This window comes from Candidatus Berkiella aquae, assembly GCF_001431295.2.
Classification (GTDB): Bacteria; Pseudomonadota; Gammaproteobacteria; order Berkiellales; family Berkiellaceae; genus Berkiella; species Berkiella aquae.
Map to the genome: position 1 here is coordinate 2,453,882 of NZ_LKAJ02000001.1, position 16,289 is coordinate 2,470,170.

Annotated in this window: 17 protein-coding genes; 8 read left to right on the top strand and 9 right to left on the bottom strand. The window is 36.1% G+C overall.

Translation table 11 applies throughout. The features are described 5' to 3' along the window. Positions 1–170: 170 nt before the first annotated feature. A complete protein-coding gene (locus tag HT99x_RS10790) occupies positions 171–359 on the bottom strand; it encodes a hypothetical protein (RefSeq protein ID WP_075064908.1) in 189 nt (62 codons plus the stop codon). A 169-nt stretch (positions 360–528) separates the two neighbouring features. Between HT99x_RS10790 and HT99x_RS10795 the strand changes: the two genes are divergently transcribed. Further along, complete coding sequence (locus HT99x_RS10795; RefSeq protein WP_075064907.1) at positions 529–861, top strand: hypothetical protein; 333 nt, start codon at positions 529–531, stop codon at positions 859–861. 7 nt (positions 862–868) lie between these two features. On the opposite strand, the gene HT99x_RS10800 is transcribed toward HT99x_RS10795, so the two are convergent. Then, on the bottom strand, positions 869–1,762 hold the full coding sequence (locus HT99x_RS10800; RefSeq protein WP_075064906.1) for a hypothetical protein: 894 nt from the start codon (positions 1,760–1,762) through the stop codon (positions 869–871). A 345-nt stretch (positions 1,763–2,107) separates the two neighbouring features. Then, positions 2,108–3,190 (bottom strand): linear amide C-N hydrolase, encoded by a 1,083-nt coding sequence (locus HT99x_RS10805; RefSeq protein ID WP_158003339.1) that lies wholly within the window; start codon positions 3,188–3,190, stop codon positions 2,108–2,110. A gap of 181 nt (positions 3,191–3,371) precedes the next feature. Between HT99x_RS10805 and HT99x_RS10810 the strand changes: the two genes are divergently transcribed. Continuing rightward, positions 3,372–6,152 (top strand): RasGEF domain-containing protein, encoded by a 2,781-nt coding sequence (locus HT99x_RS10810; RefSeq protein ID WP_075064904.1) that lies wholly within the window; start codon positions 3,372–3,374, stop codon positions 6,150–6,152. Positions 6,153–6,171: 19 nt separating this feature from the next. Here HT99x_RS10810 and argH read toward each other — a convergent pair whose 3' ends face one another. From argH to HT99x_RS10835, 5 genes are read right to left on the bottom strand one after another with little or no spacing between them, the layout of a single operon-like run. Next, positions 6,172–7,476: an argininosuccinate lyase gene (gene argH, locus HT99x_RS10815; RefSeq protein ID WP_075064903.1), complete on the bottom strand. Its 1,305-nt coding sequence runs from the start codon at positions 7,474–7,476 to the stop codon at positions 6,172–6,174. Beyond that, positions 7,473–8,687 (bottom strand): argininosuccinate synthase, encoded by a 1,215-nt coding sequence (locus HT99x_RS10820; RefSeq protein WP_102134613.1) that lies wholly within the window; start codon positions 8,685–8,687, stop codon positions 7,473–7,475. Before HT99x_RS10820 ends, argH begins: the two co-directional genes overlap by 4 nt. A 3-nt stretch (positions 8,688–8,690) precedes the next feature. Next, on the bottom strand, positions 8,691–9,344 hold the full coding sequence (locus HT99x_RS10825; RefSeq protein ID WP_075064901.1) for an ATP-binding cassette domain-containing protein: 654 nt from the start codon (positions 9,342–9,344) through the stop codon (positions 8,691–8,693). Further along, on the bottom strand, positions 9,328–9,972 hold the full coding sequence (locus tag HT99x_RS10830) for an ABC transporter permease subunit (protein ID WP_075064900.1): 645 nt from the start codon (positions 9,970–9,972) through the stop codon (positions 9,328–9,330). The genes HT99x_RS10825 and HT99x_RS10830 overlap by 17 nt, the downstream gene beginning before the upstream one ends. After that, positions 9,969–10,721, bottom strand: a complete 753-nt coding sequence (locus tag HT99x_RS10835) for a transporter substrate-binding domain-containing protein (protein ID WP_075064899.1) — start codon at positions 10,719–10,721, stop codon at positions 9,969–9,971. The genes HT99x_RS10830 and HT99x_RS10835 overlap by 4 nt, the downstream gene beginning before the upstream one ends. Positions 10,722–10,837: 116 nt before the next feature. On the opposite strand from HT99x_RS10835, the gene HT99x_RS10840 reads away from it, so the two are divergent. The 6 genes from HT99x_RS10840 to HT99x_RS10865 all read left to right on the top strand — a co-directional run bounded on the left by HT99x_RS10840 (position 10,838) and on the right by HT99x_RS10865 (position 14,805). Beyond that, positions 10,838–11,305: an arginine repressor gene (locus tag HT99x_RS10840; protein WP_075064898.1), complete on the top strand. Its 468-nt coding sequence runs from the start codon at positions 10,838–10,840 to the stop codon at positions 11,303–11,305. 51 nt (positions 11,306–11,356) lie between these two features. Further along, positions 11,357–11,872: a MepB family protein gene (locus HT99x_RS10845; protein ID WP_075065075.1), complete on the top strand. Its 516-nt coding sequence runs from the start codon at positions 11,357–11,359 to the stop codon at positions 11,870–11,872. A gap of 10 nt (positions 11,873–11,882) precedes the next feature. Continuing rightward, positions 11,883–12,302, top strand: coding sequence for a GNAT family N-acetyltransferase (locus tag HT99x_RS10850; RefSeq protein WP_075064897.1), 420 nt, complete (start codon positions 11,883–11,885; stop codon positions 12,300–12,302). Between the two features lie 117 nt (positions 12,303–12,419). Continuing rightward, positions 12,420–13,448, top strand: a complete 1,029-nt coding sequence (locus HT99x_RS10855; protein ID WP_075064896.1) for a leucine-rich repeat domain-containing protein — start codon at positions 12,420–12,422, stop codon at positions 13,446–13,448. 20 nt (positions 13,449–13,468) lie between these two features. Then, complete coding sequence (locus HT99x_RS10860) at positions 13,469–14,005, top strand: hypothetical protein (protein ID WP_075064895.1); 537 nt, start codon at positions 13,469–13,471, stop codon at positions 14,003–14,005. 203 nt (positions 14,006–14,208) lie between these two features. Then, positions 14,209–14,805, top strand: coding sequence for a hypothetical protein (locus HT99x_RS10865; RefSeq protein ID WP_075064894.1), 597 nt, complete (start codon positions 14,209–14,211; stop codon positions 14,803–14,805). A gap of 80 nt (positions 14,806–14,885) precedes the next feature. Here HT99x_RS10865 and HT99x_RS10870 read toward each other — a convergent pair whose 3' ends face one another. After that, positions 14,886–16,271, bottom strand: a complete 1,386-nt coding sequence (locus HT99x_RS10870) for a protein kinase domain-containing protein (RefSeq protein ID WP_075064893.1) — start codon at positions 16,269–16,271, stop codon at positions 14,886–14,888. Positions 16,272–16,289: the final 18 nt, after the last annotated feature.

Sequence of the window (16,289 nt, forward strand, 5' to 3'; positions counted from 1 at the left end):
AGTGATAGTATGATAAAGATTTTGGAAAAAAAGGTAACCGCCACCACAATACCACCTGCTGCGAGAAAAGCAAAAAGAACACCTAATAGCACGCAAAATATTGACATAACCGTTGTGAAATTAACATGAAGTGATCGAAAGCGGATAAACATATCTTGTCTTACTCCAGCTTATTTCTGTTTGCTTTTAACCATGCGTTTTAGAATGTCGAGAATGAAAAATAGTATGCTTATTGCTAACGCAATAAAGAACACGATTTTTAATACATATGAAATTCCACCTGCAGCAATACTTAACATAAATACCACTGCAAAGGCTGCAAGCGCAATGGCTAAAAATATAGCAGCATAATGTAGCATAATAACCTCATCACTATTTTACTGTAAAATATCCCAGAAATTCTTCAAAAATAAATTATCACACTAATCATATTAGTGTATAAAGTATTCAATTTAACAATTTTCTGTGTTTTTACAGTAAATTTTTACTACACTCTTATATAGATATTAAAATATTAAGGGAAACAACATGCAAAAGCGAAAAAGTTCAGCAAAAACATCAAGTCAAAAAAGTAAAAAAAGAGCACCACATAAAAAAGCGACTAGCCCCCGAAAAAAAGCAGTAAGTAAGAAAAAAGCGGTTGCCAAAAAATCGGTATCCAAAGTACCTGCGAAGAGAAAAGTACCTGCCAAAAAAACGGCTGCTAAAAAGAAAACTTCTTTTGCTAAAAAGGCAAAAGATGCAATCATGGATGTACAAATTTTGACGCCAGCAATGAGAAAGAAAATTGAAAGCACGTTAATCGATCTGGAAAATGTCTTAAAGAAACTTGAAGCCAAAGCGATTAAAAAACTTTCTTGAATTAAGTTTAAGTCTGATAAAAACTAAATATGAGATTGGCGGCAATAACATAATTAAAGTTATGTTGATTGCCATTCCATGATTGTATCAGTGGAGCGCCTGCGCCGATTTGAAATATCAGCCATTTTGAAGAAATAAATAGGGAGGGTGTTACATAAATAATATTTCCGCCTGAATTGCTATCTTTGATATTGGCTATTTGATTACGTTGGTTGAATTGCCCATCAAATTCAAGTATCCAAGCGAATATCCAGTCGGATTGAATATTTAAAATATTTTTGCCGAAACCAAATTGATAAAGAAATTGATTGCCTGCTTTATATCCATCGTTTTCAGTCATTAACTCTAAGCCAAACGAAGTGAAATACAACCAATCGACATACGTGCGCGTAAAAGTAGCTCCCACCAATAATTCGGGTGCACCTAACCCTGTTGCAGGGTTCATATCACGATTACCGGTTGGAATGAAAATTCCCGTTAAAATCGTTGCTTGATCTTCATATTCTTTCGTTTGTTTATTATAAAAGGCCGATTCAAATTGTACTAAAGCATCTGAAATTGATGAGGAATGATTATTATCGAGTTTGTATCTCACCGCAAACGGCATTTGTAGAAAAATAGAGATATTATCCGATATACCATATAAATAGGCTGGTGCCATCGTAGTTTGATATTGTTGATGACCTGCAAAATAAGTATTCATCATTGAATATTGAGATTGGTCAGTTGCTATAATGTTTGCTCCCAAACTCAAAAACTGACCAGGTTGCTGTGAACCAGGTAATGCAAAATTACCCACTCTTGGGGGTTTATCTTTTTTCTGTTCTGGCTCAGGCTTATCAACTGCCAATAAATTGATTGAGTAAATCAAACCTATTATTAACAGCATATATGCTTTCATTCGCTTCCCTTGTTAGTTTAAAAACTATTTAAGTTTTCTTATTTGATTGCCTTCGCTACGCTAATATATCGAAAACACATCAAGAAGCGAAGCATCATTTGAAGTGTAACCCTACGCGATGGGGGTTATCAGGGGAAGAATCGCGATTTTCTCCCTGATTGCGAGCGCAGAATCATTCTGCGCGTAGCATTCAAACAAGATATACCACTCGCTTGGGATTTAAAAATATCGCATCTTCAGGCACGAATGGTATATATCGAAAACATCTCAAGATGCGAAGCATGACTTGATGAAAGAGCATAAAAAAGGCTGCAGAGGCAGCCTTATATAAAATGAATAATTAGCCTACTGAATATGTGTAATGTCTTTATATTCTGGTCCATGATCCATTTTAAAGATTTTGACTTCTTTAGAATCTAAATCAATCTTTTTCAAATCAATGACACGCACATCTTGATTCAAATACGTTTTGAAATACAGTTTGAGATTTTTTAAATCAGACACATTAGTCCACTGTGTGTAATTTAAATAAGGCTTACCGTCGGGATCAATATCACGAGTTGTCCCTATTGGAATATCGGTGTTATTGATAATATGCCAACTTAAATTCACCCCTTCTTCCGCTGTTTTCACCGGCAAAGCAGAAGACTGTATCGCCATTGAACGAATATAGCGTGAAGGAGGTGAATAATCTCCTGGCAAACCGTGCATTCCTTCCCCTTGACCTAAAGGCTCTAATTTGACACCTTCAATTTTCAAGCTTGGCAAGTTAGTGGCACTTAAATTCATATAATTTCTTAAATTGGTTAAATGCCAATCAAACTCGGGCGAATTGGTAATAACGCCTAATGGATTGTCATATATTTTCATACCATTTTGAACATATTCCACAACGATTTGATCGCCTGAGGCATCGGTAATTCGAAAATGTAAAGGGAACTTTCCTGGTAATCCTTGTGCAACACTATCAACCAGTACAATATCCTTGAGCCCTTTTCTCACTTCTTCAACGGTAGCAAAATTACCGGCAATCCAAGTTGGTAAAAAAGCTGCGGCGATTGCTTTATTCGCGTTCTCTTTGGTTAATTTGTCATATTGAGCAAACCCAGGAAGATAAAATGCGCCAACATTAAGTCCCTTTTCATTAAATCCTTCCACGATCATATTAAGGCCTAACGCATTGATGCCTAGTACTGCATATTTTTGGTTCCAGCTAGCGCCATTTTGGCCATCAGTGAATTTTACAGCTGTTTTAAAACCACGGGGTATATAGATAGCATTGGAATCCATGGGCATTGCAAATTCCATGGTACGAGTCGAAATCACGGTCCCATCTGTGGTTTTAACGGTGACCCCCGTACAAGCATTTGCTATTGGCAAGCTGACAAAGCCTACATAGGTAATGATAAAGGCGTGTGATAATTTCATTTGCATAACCTCGTGGCGAAATAAAATAAAGCTTAGAAGATTAAGTTCATTTTTGTGCAGCAAAACAAAAAACTTGACAGCCTCACTGCAATTAAATACAGAGATTAAAATATCACTAATTACTTGTTTCGTAATAGTTCTATAATTGATCCCATATGAAAATGGTATGGGGCTAAGAACAATGATTTCAGGTAGTGATGATGGTCAAGTTATAAAACTCAAAGAACTTTTTGAAAAACACGAAGAAAAAGCCATATGGGATTTTATTAAGAAAAATCCTGAAGCAGTGAATTGCCGATTTTTAGTTGAAAGAAATATATTACAGATGGCAATTACAAAAAAAATGCCTTTATTGATAGAAAAATTAATTACCAATCATCCTAAACTGATTCATGAGTTTGATCGAATCCATCAAGGGATCTTTCATCATGCTGTTAATTGTTATGACCCTCATATTATGCAAATGCTCATTACAGCAGCGCCAGAACTGATTAATCATCAACGTCAAGATGGTAAGACAGCACTTCATCTTGCAATGAATGCGCAAAATGAACTTGCAGTACAACAATTAGTGCTGGCCAAAGCCAATATATACATTGCTGATATTCAAGAAATAACGCCCTATTCGCTCGTCAATGGTAACCCTATACTCTTAAAAGCCATGTGTTGTTGGTCACAGGTACTACAACCCCCCCCACAAGAAGAGCCTCTATCTGAAGTCATTATTAATGACATTAAAAATTTATCACGTAAATTCGCACTTCTTAAAATAAATCCTGTTAAACCATTAACAGACCCCACTATTAGCGCCGATAGATTTCGAACCTCCATTATCATGGATAAGGTAGATACCTCGCTCTCCTTAGAGATGATTGACGATTGGGATGTTATTAAATTAAAGGAATATCTAACAGAGGGTGGTGATCCCAATATCTTGGTTATTTTTGGTAGACCACTCATATTGCATTTATTTTTAAGAGCAACTACCCAGTGCAGCAAAACAGATGATTATGATTGCATGGAAGCCCAACTTTTTTATCTGTTACTAAAACATGCATTGCTCGATAAGTCAGGTAGTAATGCCAATCAATGCATTCAAGAGCATTTAGTCGAAAATGCACCCGTTAAAATGCAATTACTACACCATGCACAACGACATATGAGTCAAGAGCTTGGGATAATGAGAACGTATTACCATCAACAAGTTAAATCATTAGAAACAGAATTTGATAATATATTATTATTCGCAGGATTACATCAATTACAACGTGCTAATCAAAATAACACAAAAGCCCCCAATGAAGTTTCTGAATTAACCAGACCCCAAAAGATTCTAGAGAAGCTCTGTATGGGGAGCATGCCATATAATAAAGAAAGAACCTTTAACACACGGTATATCTCTAACATGATAAACGGCTTATTAAGCCAAACGACAGCAAAAAAAATGATTGCGCATATTAAAAAAATATGGCCAAATTTTGACTCCGAGCAAAAACTCATTGCCAATTTTATTATTAAAGAACTTGTCATTATTGATTTTTACCGCCATAGCCAAACAATCGACAAAAAACACATCCTCTTTTTATTAGAAGATAACAAAAAAACGTTTCCACTACATGCGCCTAAATTAAATGCATTTTTCAACAATCTATTTCATTTTAGCGACAGTATGAATAAGCATCCTATTTACATTAATCATACACTACTAGAAATCTGGAGAAGAGAATTAATTATTGCTCCTTCACTAACCTCCTTTAGAGAATTAGTTACCAATGCCACAAATTCACCACTCAAAGCACGAATGGCTTATGTAAAGCAAATTGCCAATGAAATCAATGCACTTACCTTGGCAGGGTATCAAGCGATTAGAATCGAAGAGCTTTATGATAAGAAATGGTCTGACATCAACACTCAAAACGATGCCCCAAATATTATGAGATGTATTGATATCAGTAACAAACTATCTTTTTATATTCAAGAGATGATAGTCAGCGCTGAAAATGTTCAAGCCGCAGCCCGGGTTTTTGAATTATTTATACTCGTTGCGATGGAACTCTGTACAACGAATAACCATCCTGGGCCTAATATATCTGCTGCTTTTGCTATTATGAATGCGTTTAATACAGCAGTGACGGGTCGATTGACAAAACCTTTGCAAGCTATCGACAAAGATATTGATAAAAAATTACAACAATTAAACAAATTTGCGAAGCCTAGTAAAAATTTCAAATGGTTGCGTCTGACTGAATTAGCACACCCTACTACCTTACCCTATTTAGGGAAAATGCTATCCGATGTGACTTTTATTTACGATGGCAATCCAAATTTAACAATGATGTGTGAAGTTCTGGGTTCAAAATTGAGGCAATTTTCTCAGTTACAACGCGCAATATCGTCTGTTACTTCATTGCCGACTACAGATATTGATCAATTTCTTGGAACACATGTATTTTTGAACGAAGATGAACTCTACAAACGCTCTTGTACATTGCTTCCTCCTGACATTATGATTGACTCACTTTCAATTTCACAACTCATTAATAGCATCGAAAGATATATCCATAAAGAGATACTTCCCCATATTATTTGGAAAAGCAAGAGATTTGAAGGGCCCGCTATGATAAACCCTATTTGTCAATGTCTTGGAAATCATCTACAGACTATGCAAAAAGGAGCGACCTTAAAAGAAGATATTGTAAGATCCAAAAAAATGATTGGTGATCTTGTTTCGCTGATTAACAAGCATTATCCAGAAGCTACTTTAGAATATGCAACGTATATTGCTCAAATTCATGAACTAGAAAACATGACTGATTCCACGGTATCAGACCCAAATATCAGTATCAGCGGTTCTGAAGCATTAATTTTTACTTCATTAGAGGAAAGTGCCACCTTACCGCCACAGCAATTGCAAAAGAAACATACGCTTTCTTTTGGTAATCTTAGAAAGAGTCATAAATAATAAATTGGTTTGTAGCAGATTACTCTGCTACAAGCCAAAGCTGATGTTGTTTAATTTTAGCCAAACTAAATTCAAGCCCTAGATTCCCTGTCGCTCCCATATGGGTTTTCGATAAAATATTTTCTACCGGATCACAAAATGCAACTTCATCTAGTTCATTGGCTACTTTTTTATAGGCATCCCGAAAGGGTATACCTTCTCGTACTAACGATAACACTTTATCGGTTGCAAATAATTCAGTTGTAAATGAGCCAATACATTGCTCTTTATCTACTTCTAACTCAGCAAATATGCTTGCAAATACCTTTAGCGATAACCGTGTGACTTCGAATCCTTGCATGAGAGGTCTTTTCGTTTCTTGGAAATCTCTATTATAGCCAGAAGGTAAACCTCTAATAATTTCCAACACTTGAAAAAGCATACCTTGCACCGTTGCCGATTTTGCTCTAATCAGTTCTAACGGGCATGGATTACGTTTTTGTGGCATTAAACTGCTACCTGGGCAAAATTTTTCAGGCAAGATAAAATAACCAAATTCAGGCGCACAAAATAGTATGATATCGGTTGATATCTTACTTAAATCATTCATCACTTGTACCAAACCACTTAGAATGACTGATTCAAATTTACCACGGCTATTGTTAACATATAATACATTATTTTGAACCCGATCAAATCCTAATAGCACGCTAGTATATTGTCTATCAATGTCTAAAGAAACGCCATAGCTTGCAGCTGATCCTAAAGGGCACTGATTAATTAACTGATAAGCATTTTTTAACAATTCGATATTATCTAAAAATGATTCAACAAATGCACCCGCCCAAAGCCCAACGGATGAGGGCATTGCACGTTGGAAATGCGTTCTCCCAGGTATAGGTACCTGTTGATGCTTTTTCGCAAATTGATATAACACTTCACAAACATTAAGTGCTTCAGCTATAATCTGAACTAAATTGTCCTTGGCATATAATCTCATATCCAGCAAAACTTGATCATTTCTCGAGCGAGCAGTATGAAGTTTTTTTCCAAGATCCCCTAATTTAGCAATTAATGCATTTTCAATCGCGGTATGAACGTCTTCATCTTGAAATTGAATAATAAATTTTCCTGCCTTATTTAGTTCAATGATGGATAGAAGCTCTTGTGTTAACTGCTCACACTCTGTAACAGTCAAAACACCAATTTTATTGAGCATTTTTGCATGGGCTATGCTGCCCATACAATCATAATCAATCAAGCTCTGATCTAAATAAGGATCATCCCCAGTCATGAATGTTTCAACTAGCTGATCGAGTTGGTAACCCTTCTCCCACAGTTTCATAGTATACCCTGTTTATTTTGCGTTAAACCATAAAGCATCGCAGGTAATGAATAGATATTGATAAACCCTGATGCATCCGCTTGATTAAAAATTTCATCTTCTTCAAACGTTGCTAAACCGGCATGATATAAACTATGTGGTGAAGTCACCCCTTTAAACAAGGCATGCCCTTTATATAGTTTTAATTTTACCTGTCCTGTAACATTCTGTTGTGTTTTATTCACAAAAGCATCTAACGCTTCTTTCGCTAGTGAAAACCATCTCCCTTCATAAATCATATTGGCATAAGACTGCTGGAGAGATTGCTTTAAATGTAACGTTGCTCGATCTAAACATAGACTTTCTAATATTTTATGTGCTTTATGTAACAGCATTCCTGCAGGAAACTCATAAACTCCTCGACATTTCATACCAACCAATCGATTCTCGACCATATCTACCACACCAATACCGTGAGCGCCCGCCTTTTTGTTTAGCCATTGAATCAATTGAATCGACGAGAGGTTCTCACCATTAATGCCAACCGGTATTCCATTGGCAAAATCAACCGTAATAACCTCAGACTCTTCTGGCGCAGCTTCAATTGAGTTTGTCATTAATAACAAATCATCGGGATATCCTGATGAGGGATCTTCCAATACACCACCTTCATGTGAAACATACCAAATGTTTCTATCTCGTGAATACGGCGCTTTTGGCGTTACGGGAATTTCAATACCATGGTTTTGAGCATAAGCGATCGCTTCTTGTCGCGATCTAATTGTCCATTCTCGCCAAGGGGCAATAATTTTCAATTCTGGCGCAAGTGCTTTAACTGCATACTCTATTCGCACTTGATCATTACCTTTTCCGGTTGCGCCATGTGCAATAGCCTCCGCATTTTCTTGTTTAGCGATTTCCACGAGTTTTTGGGCAATTAATGATCGTGAAATTGTGCCAAGAAGATATTGATCTTCATAAAGTGCACTGGATTTTAACATGGGGAAAAGATAATGGGTAATAAACTCTGATTGCACATCCAATAAAAATGCCTTGCTTGCCCCACTTTTTAATGCTTTTTGTTGGATACCCTGTAAATCCTCTTCTTGACCTAAATCACATATCACTGCAATAATTTCTGCATGATAGTTTTCTTTTAACCAAGAGATCATCACTGAAGTATCAAGGCCACCTGAATAAGCTAAGACAATTTTGTTAATCAACATGGTCAACTCCTAATATAGATTTTTTATAATATTGATTGGATCTGATAATTGTGAAATATCAAACTCTAAGACTTTTAAATCACTTTTAAGAACAACAATTCTTTTTGCAATACGTGTTAAAAACGCTAAATCATGAGAAGCAATCACCATAGTGACCCCCATGGCATGAACTGATTGTAATAATTGAACAACATCGTCAATCGTTGCCACGTCTAATCCAGAAGTAGGTTCATCACAAAGTAAAATATCTGGTTTCATCATGAGACAACGTGCTAATGCAACTCTTTGTTTTTGCCCACCTGATAGCTCTGCTGGATAATGATTAGTTTTACTTTCTAGTCCCAACAGTTTTAGTAAATTTAATGCTTCTTTTTCAGACTCTTTATTACCAAATACAATATTCGGTGCGTAAATCAGATTCTCTAATACGGTCATATGCGGAAATAATTGGAAGTCTTGAAACATAAAAGTACAAGTTCCTGAATACTCAATTTTCCCTGAATCAATGCTTTCAAGTTTTTGGATGCAACGTAACAATGTCGATTTCCCACCACCAGAAGGGCCTGCTAAACCCGTAATGCTGCCTTTTTCGATGCTAATATCGACATTTTTTAATATTGGAGTTTGTGAGAATTGCTTTGTTACATTAGAGAGCTTTAACATAGTTCCCCCTTTTTTCTATTCTTTTGCTCAATGATTCAATTAATAAAATGAGTAAGTAATAATAAATACCAGCAATACAAATAGGGGTAAAATAAGTAAATTGCTCTGCCGCAATAGATTGAGCTCTTCGCATCAAATCCATGCCCCCAAGTGTAGAAATAAGCGCCGTTTCTTTCAATAAAGTAATCATTTCATTGATTAAAGCGGGGAAAATATTTCTTAATACCTGAGGTAAAATAATATCTTTCCAGAGAGGCCAATGGGGAATTTGTAATGTTTGAGCGGCTTCAAATTGCCCTTTGGGTAAACTCTCAATCCCCGCTCTGAGGATTTCTGCAATATAAGCAGAGCTATTTAAACCTAACGTAACGATACCTGCGGCCAGAATCGAAAATTTAATATTTAAGGCACTTGGCACAGCAAAATAAATGAAGCTTAGCTGTAAAATTAAGGGAGTTCCTCGCGCAATGGAAATATATCGATTGATAGCAGCAACAAGCCATCCTTTATATTTACAAATAGCAAGGCTTGATCCTAGTATCAACCCAATCAGCATGCCACCCATTAAAAGCTCTATAGTCAAAATAATACCTTGACCAATGTACATGGCATTTTCTAATAACATCATGGCAAGTCACCTTTTAGCCATTTCTCTTCCAATTTTGCAATAGCCCCTTCTTGATGTAACTTGTCAATCGCTTGATTGATTTGTGCAACAAGGGGTGAATGCTTTTGAAAAGCGACGGCATAGCCACTTTCTGCTTTTTCGATAATTTGATACGAAAGTTGTTTGTTCTTCTGGCTGAAAGTCTGCCCTTGCACACCGTCCATTAGAACAACATCAACATGACCTGCTTTTAATGCCTCTATCGCTAAATTATTATTGTCCACAGCAATTATCTGAGTTGCGTAGCCATTGTTCTTTAGCCAAATTTCCATGACTGAGCCTAGCTGGCAGCCAATCTTCTTGCCGGTGAGTTCGGTTTTATTTTTAATGGCCTGAGATTCTTTAAAAACGACAGCAATACTATCGAAATGATAAGTGTCTGAAAAAACAAAGTGCTGTTTTCTCTCTGGGGTTACGGTGATGGTCGCAATAGCAGCATCGACATGGCCATTTTGTAATGCCGGTAAAATGGTACTGAATTGCATATCTTCAAAAACGGCTTCCTTTCCCAGCTCCTTGGCAATCAGTTGGGCTAATTCAATATCAAAGCCGTGTAATACCCCATTCACTTTATATTCAAAAGGTGGATATTCTGCACTGGTCGCAAATTTAATAGTTTTGCCTTGGGGACTCTGCTCATAACCGACTAATATTGTCGCTATTAGAAGTAACAGGCCACCAATCAAAAAGACAGTTAACTTATTTTTCATGATTACATATCCATTATTTATTCATTTTTTGAGTATAGAGACCCTCGCTTGTGAGATCAAGCCATTTTGAATATAATTTCACTAACATAGATATATAGTCATAATTAGGGGATTGAATGGCACATGATCATGTAATGGAAGGGCATATTTTGAACTTGATTCAAACGCATCCTATTTATGAGCAGGCAGAATTGCAGGAATTACTAAAAGAAAGAGGTTATGACATCCCTCAAGCAACGCTCTCGCGAAAATTAAAAAAAATGAAAATTGCTAAAGTCGATGGCGTTTACAAAGTCGTTCAATTTAACATGCCCGTTTTACCCCCCATCCTGAATATGCAAATTTCAGAATCAGGTATTGTGGTCTTACATGTTCATCCAGGGCAGGCAAGTAGTTTAGCTTATTATTTCGATCATAAATATGTTTCATTCTCTCAACAAAACCCAACAGATTCAGGTATTTTGGGTACCATAGCGGGTGATGATACGGTTATTCTCATCATCCGTTCCAAAGCCGATTTACCAAAAGTATTAGCGCTCTTTCATGAAGATTTTCCTTATCTAGGAACATCGGCACTACTGTAGTGAATGTTCCCTCAGCAGCTTTTGCCCAAAGAAATAAAAGGATCTGGTTACATGTTAGAAAAAGCTGCTCTTCCTCTTCTACTACAAAAGACGATAGATTTAGTTTATCACCCTAATAGTTTTCAATGTTCGCAGCTACAAATAGTACCTGAATGTCGTGAATATAGTGGTTATCAATTTAAATTAAACAGCCTTTCGATCCAATTTAGAATCGCTAAAATAACACCCACAAAAATAGGACAGTTTGTTACGTTATGGAAAAGAATTGGCCAAGGCCCAATTCAGCCTTACGATGCTTCAGATCACATTGATTTTGTTGTGATTTGCACACAAAAAGATAATCAATTCGGGCAATTCGTATTTCCCAAATCAGTCTTACTAGATAACGATATTTTTTCTCACCACAATCAAGGCGGTAAACGAGCACTACGAGTGTATCCACGCTGGGATCAATCCAGTAGTAAGCAAGCGCAAAAAACACAAAGTTGGCAGTTAAAATATTTTTTAGAGATGCCAAATTTACAATCGGTTGATCACCAACTTGTTCGAACGCTCTATCAATTCTAAGGAAACACCCATGAGTACTATTACTTATATACTCGATAGTAATCCCACAACAGAAGATGACAAAATACTACGTGACGGCATTGTAAACTTCAATCGTGAGGTCGTTAAAGAAAAAGCAACGCATTTTAGTATTTTTGCTAAAGATAGTAATAACATTATTGGTGGGGCGCTTGTTTGGGAACATTCAGATGCATTATATCTAGATGTACTTTGGTGCGATGAAAATAATCGCAAACACGGCATCGGTTCGAAAATAATACAAATGATACAAAGCTATGCCAGAAATAAAAACCTACCTAAAATATTTGTTGATACCTTCGATTTTCAATCCGAAGCTTTCTACCTTAAACATGGATTTTATCGAATCGGCGTAATACCACAGTATTTGCTAGAACATGACAGGATTTATCTCAGAAAAGATATTTTCTAAAAAAGCACTTCGAGTTATGCTTCCCCCATCTTTATCTCTAGCTTTCAACATCTCTATATGTTAGATTGCAAACTATAATTGTCCAATCGCCTGTAGATACACTAAATAGGAAACAATATGCTTCACGAAATCAATCTGTATGGGGAAATACTTAATGAACAAATGAAAGAAAATTTAATACAACGGATTGCATTGGCCAAAGAACAGAATCATCAAATTATTATTGATCTCGGTGCAACTAATCTCACAAACGAATTATTAAGTGAATTGTTGCCTTTCCTAACCATTCCAGAAGTCACCGAATTAAGATTAGATGATAATCCAGCTCTTACAAATGTCGGTATTAGTGAACTATGTGAGACTTTAAAAGAAAAACCTTCCTCTTTAAAAGCACTGAGCCTGTGTAATATTAATTTGGGATTAGATGGAGCGCTGACACTAGCCGAGCTGCTTAAGGATTATTCTTTAGAATCACTTGATCTTTCTTCTTGCCAAATTCCAGCAGATGGCATCCAGGCAATCACAATATCTTTAGTAGAACATCAACATCTTCAACATCTTAACCTGAACAGCAACCCTGTCAGAAAGGCAATTACTGCTCTTGGGGATTTATTACAAGTTAATAGAAAATTACAGCGCCTTTACTTAGCTGAATGTCAACTTGAAGAATCACTTGCAGCTGCTTTTGTTTTGGGCATAAAACAAAATGGTAGCTTAAAAGAAATCAATATCAGTGCCAATGAACTTTCAAACCAATTTGTTGAAGAATTTGCACAAGCCATCCAAGTTAATAATACCTTAACTAAATACCATGGACCTGACACTGCAAAAAAAGAGATTGCCCACTATTGTTATCGTAATGAGTTATTACCTAGTAATGCACGTTGGCTAAATAGTTACAATCCTGAAGCAAGCACAACTCAAAGAAGCATTGAACTTATAGTGGAATCCATACCACCTACTCCATCATTGTGCTTTATCAGTGGTCGCAAAGCTGTACAACAAGGCACACTCACTCCCGGTTCCTTTAATCTTCCCGAGGGTAGCCAATCACATTCACTTGCAACCGTACTATTTGAAGGTATTTATGAAGAGGCTGCGAAACATGTTCCCCCTTATAAAAGATTCCGCAATACACACAATTAATATCTAGGTTGAGATAAATCATGTTAGATACACCAATCGTCAAAGTTAAAAATCCTCACGAGATCCGTTTTATTCACCAAACAATTTCCCCTACCCTATCAAAACCAAAACCAGGTGAAAGCAAATGCCATCATTTAGATGCTATTGCACATGATGTGGCAACGCACCGCCAAAGCATGTTAGATTTTCCTCCTATTGAAATATTTTCAATTAGAGATCCTCAAAGCAATGAAAAAGCATATTATTCATTAAATAATAGGAAGCTTTATATTGCTAAAAAATCGAGAAGCCAAGAAATTAATACCGTCAAAGCTACTTTCGAACAGATACTCCATTCGCTATGGAAAATGACCAGTCAAAGTGATGGTTTAAACTTTCCTACTCCTACACAATTAGGAGAAAAAGAGTGCAATCCCACTGGTTTATTACTTCAATTTAGAGACTTTATTAAAATACGCGCAACACTCTATCCATTAAATACCCCCAGAGGCTCTGAAACGCCTGCACAACGTATTGAAAGAGAAGCTCAGGAAGTTTTTAAATTAAAATCTCGATAAAAAGAAGTTCGTTTTTGAGGTGTTTTATTACCGTTTATCGATTTAAAACGCCTCTTTATCCCTCATATAAATAACCCTTTTAATTAACATACCATTTATCGCGTTAAAATCGCAGCGGTCGTTATTTGCTATCTTATTTACTCATCTCAGTGCTAATTTATTTACATAAAATTATATATAATACTTTACACGGGGAATCAATCATGAATAATGGTCCAAAAACTCAACGTCCTATTAGAGCAGCAGATCCAAGAGAAATCCTTTGGTTACATCAAACGATTTCACCAAGTTTTGCTCAAGGTGCACCAGCACCGACGCCTTCTGATCCATTGCGAAAATTACCTGGCGAACGAGTGGCAAAAGTTGCGAATGATATTAAAATGGACCCTAAAATCGCACAAAAATTCCCACCATTACAGGTTTTTGAATTAACTGATCCTGATACTGAAGAAAAATATACCTATAGTTTAAGCAACCGACGCTTAACTGCGTTTAGAAGTGCTGGCATTACTGACGTCAATGTACAAAATGCTGAATTTTCGCAAATTGCCCATTCATTTTGGAAAATGACTAGTATTGATGGTGGATTTACTCAACCGCAGCAAACAAGCATTGCTTCAAATAAAACTAGTGAACCCAATGAACAGTCGACTTTAGGTAAATTCAAACGCCACATGTCTCGCTTAAGCTATCAATATGAAAACTATTGCAGAACAAATGGTATTGTAGGCGATGAAAAAGACACCTATATTACGTCTCGTTTAGAAGAGCAAGCAAAATTACGTTTTAAATTGAAATAATCAAATCAGTAAAGAGCCTGATTTTGCAGGCTCTTTACTGCTTACTTAAGAAAACCTATCTATACATCTACTTTATCATCCTAAAAAGCGTTACTACGCAATCTAGTTGATGTTGTCGTTGTTGCAGTGGGCTCATTTAAATCATCTTGTTGTTGAATAGGTGGTTGCTGTTGCTGTAATGCAAGTGCGTTCAATATAGGAGGAGGTACTGGTGTTACGATAATTGGCAACGGATTGTTATTTTCTTCATATCCATCCAGATTCCTTTGATATTTTTCTGCAATAATAGATTTAAAAATACTCATTTTGACGTTTATTAATGCTTCTCTGAAGATAAATTCAATTTTCTTAAATTGAGACAAAGTGGGACGTTTTTCAGGACTCTCTTCTGTCATCTGAATAATAATGTATTGCGCGAGTTTTCTTAATTCATGAATTGAAGCAACATCCCCCTCTTTTGCTAGTCTGTTAATATTGGCTGCCGTATCAAGAATATTTTGATTGAGTGTTTGCCCTTTTAAATCAACAATTAGTACATCTGGCATCATATTAATAATATCATTAAAGGTCGGATGCACGAGTCTATTGCTTCGTTGATTATCTTGATTAAACATCTTCAATTTTGCTTGAAAATTTTCATCTGTTAATATTTCAGCAAAAACAATGCCTAGCGACCAAAAATCACTCTGATAGCAATATTTTTCACGCTGATGAATTTCAGGAGCAATGTAGCCAAAAGTACCCACAAATTGACCTAAATCTTGTTGTTCTCTTTCATCTTTACTATGTGGATCAATTGCCGTTCCAAGATCAATAAGCTTCAATGTATAATAATTAAAGTTTTTTGAACAAACCAGGTTGTCGCTTTTTATATCGCGATGAGCTAATTTTGCATTTTCATGCAAATCAATGATTTCATTCATGCCAGAAAGTATTAAAGAAAATCTTTTAATCAGGTTCATCTGCTTTTTATATTTAAATCGCCCGATTGATTCTTTATCTTTGTTGCGATCCATTTCATACAATTCTTCTAGTAAATTTTCACCTTCACAATATTCCATCAATGTATATTGATTTTTGGTATTATCTTGTGCTAAACCTAATAATTTTTTAGCGATGAATAGATTTTGTCGCTCTCTATGAAGATCGTCTTCAAAGTTCATACCATGAGGTTGCTGAATTTTTATCGCCACTACATCAGTTGAGTCCACGTTTTTGGCCATGACGACTCTACCCTGGGCACCTTCACCTATTTGATTAGCTGAGTCAAAGGAATAAACTCTCACTTTTTGTGTGTTTGGATTTTTAGCCACAACCAACGTAAGCGTGTTATTACCATTTTTAATCTCGGTAACCGCTCCAATATTTGTGACATTGGCTTTTAAATTTTTAGCCCCTTCTTTGAGTATTGGATTTTCTGAAATTATTTTTTTACTCGCCTTTTGTATCCCAAACTGTATCCCCATAAATATATCCCCAACTAA

Bases quoted from the DNA above. Each gene is read 5' to 3' on its own strand.
- HT99x_RS10790 (WP_075064908.1), bottom strand. From the start codon at position 359: ATGCTACATTATGCTGCTATATTTTTAGCCATTGCGCTTGCAGCCTTT.
- HT99x_RS10795 (WP_075064907.1), top strand. From the start codon at position 529: ATGCAAAAGCGAAAAAGTTCAGCAAAAACATCAAGTCAAAAAAGTAAA.
- HT99x_RS10800 (WP_075064906.1), bottom strand. From the start codon at position 1,762: ATGAAAGCATATATGCTGTTAATAATAGGTTTGATTTACTCAATCAAT.
- HT99x_RS10805 (WP_158003339.1), bottom strand. From the start codon at position 3,190: ATGAAATTATCACACGCCTTTATCATTACCTATGTAGGCTTTGTCAGC.
- HT99x_RS10810 (WP_075064904.1), top strand. From the start codon at position 3,372: ATGATTTCAGGTAGTGATGATGGTCAAGTTATAAAACTCAAAGAACTT.
- argH (WP_075064903.1), bottom strand. From the start codon at position 7,476: ATGAAACTGTGGGAGAAGGGTTACCAACTCGATCAGCTAGTTGAAACA.
- HT99x_RS10825 (WP_075064901.1), bottom strand. From the start codon at position 9,344: ATGTTAAAGCTCTCTAATGTAACAAAGCAATTCTCACAAACTCCAATA.
- HT99x_RS10830 (WP_075064900.1), bottom strand. From the start codon at position 9,972: ATGATGTTATTAGAAAATGCCATGTACATTGGTCAAGGTATTATTTTG.
- HT99x_RS10835 (WP_075064899.1), bottom strand. From the start codon at position 10,721: ATGAAAAATAAGTTAACTGTCTTTTTGATTGGTGGCCTGTTACTTCTA.
- HT99x_RS10840 (WP_075064898.1), top strand. From the start codon at position 10,838: ATGGCACATGATCATGTAATGGAAGGGCATATTTTGAACTTGATTCAA.
- HT99x_RS10845 (WP_075065075.1), top strand. From the start codon at position 11,357: ATGTTAGAAAAAGCTGCTCTTCCTCTTCTACTACAAAAGACGATAGAT.
- HT99x_RS10850 (WP_075064897.1), top strand. From the start codon at position 11,883: ATGAGTACTATTACTTATATACTCGATAGTAATCCCACAACAGAAGAT.
- HT99x_RS10855 (WP_075064896.1), top strand. From the start codon at position 12,420: ATGCTTCACGAAATCAATCTGTATGGGGAAATACTTAATGAACAAATG.
- HT99x_RS10860 (WP_075064895.1), top strand. From the start codon at position 13,469: ATGTTAGATACACCAATCGTCAAAGTTAAAAATCCTCACGAGATCCGT.
- HT99x_RS10865 (WP_075064894.1), top strand. From the start codon at position 14,209: ATGAATAATGGTCCAAAAACTCAACGTCCTATTAGAGCAGCAGATCCA.
- HT99x_RS10870 (WP_075064893.1), bottom strand. From the start codon at position 16,271: ATGGGGATACAGTTTGGGATACAAAAGGCGAGTAAAAAAATAATTTCA.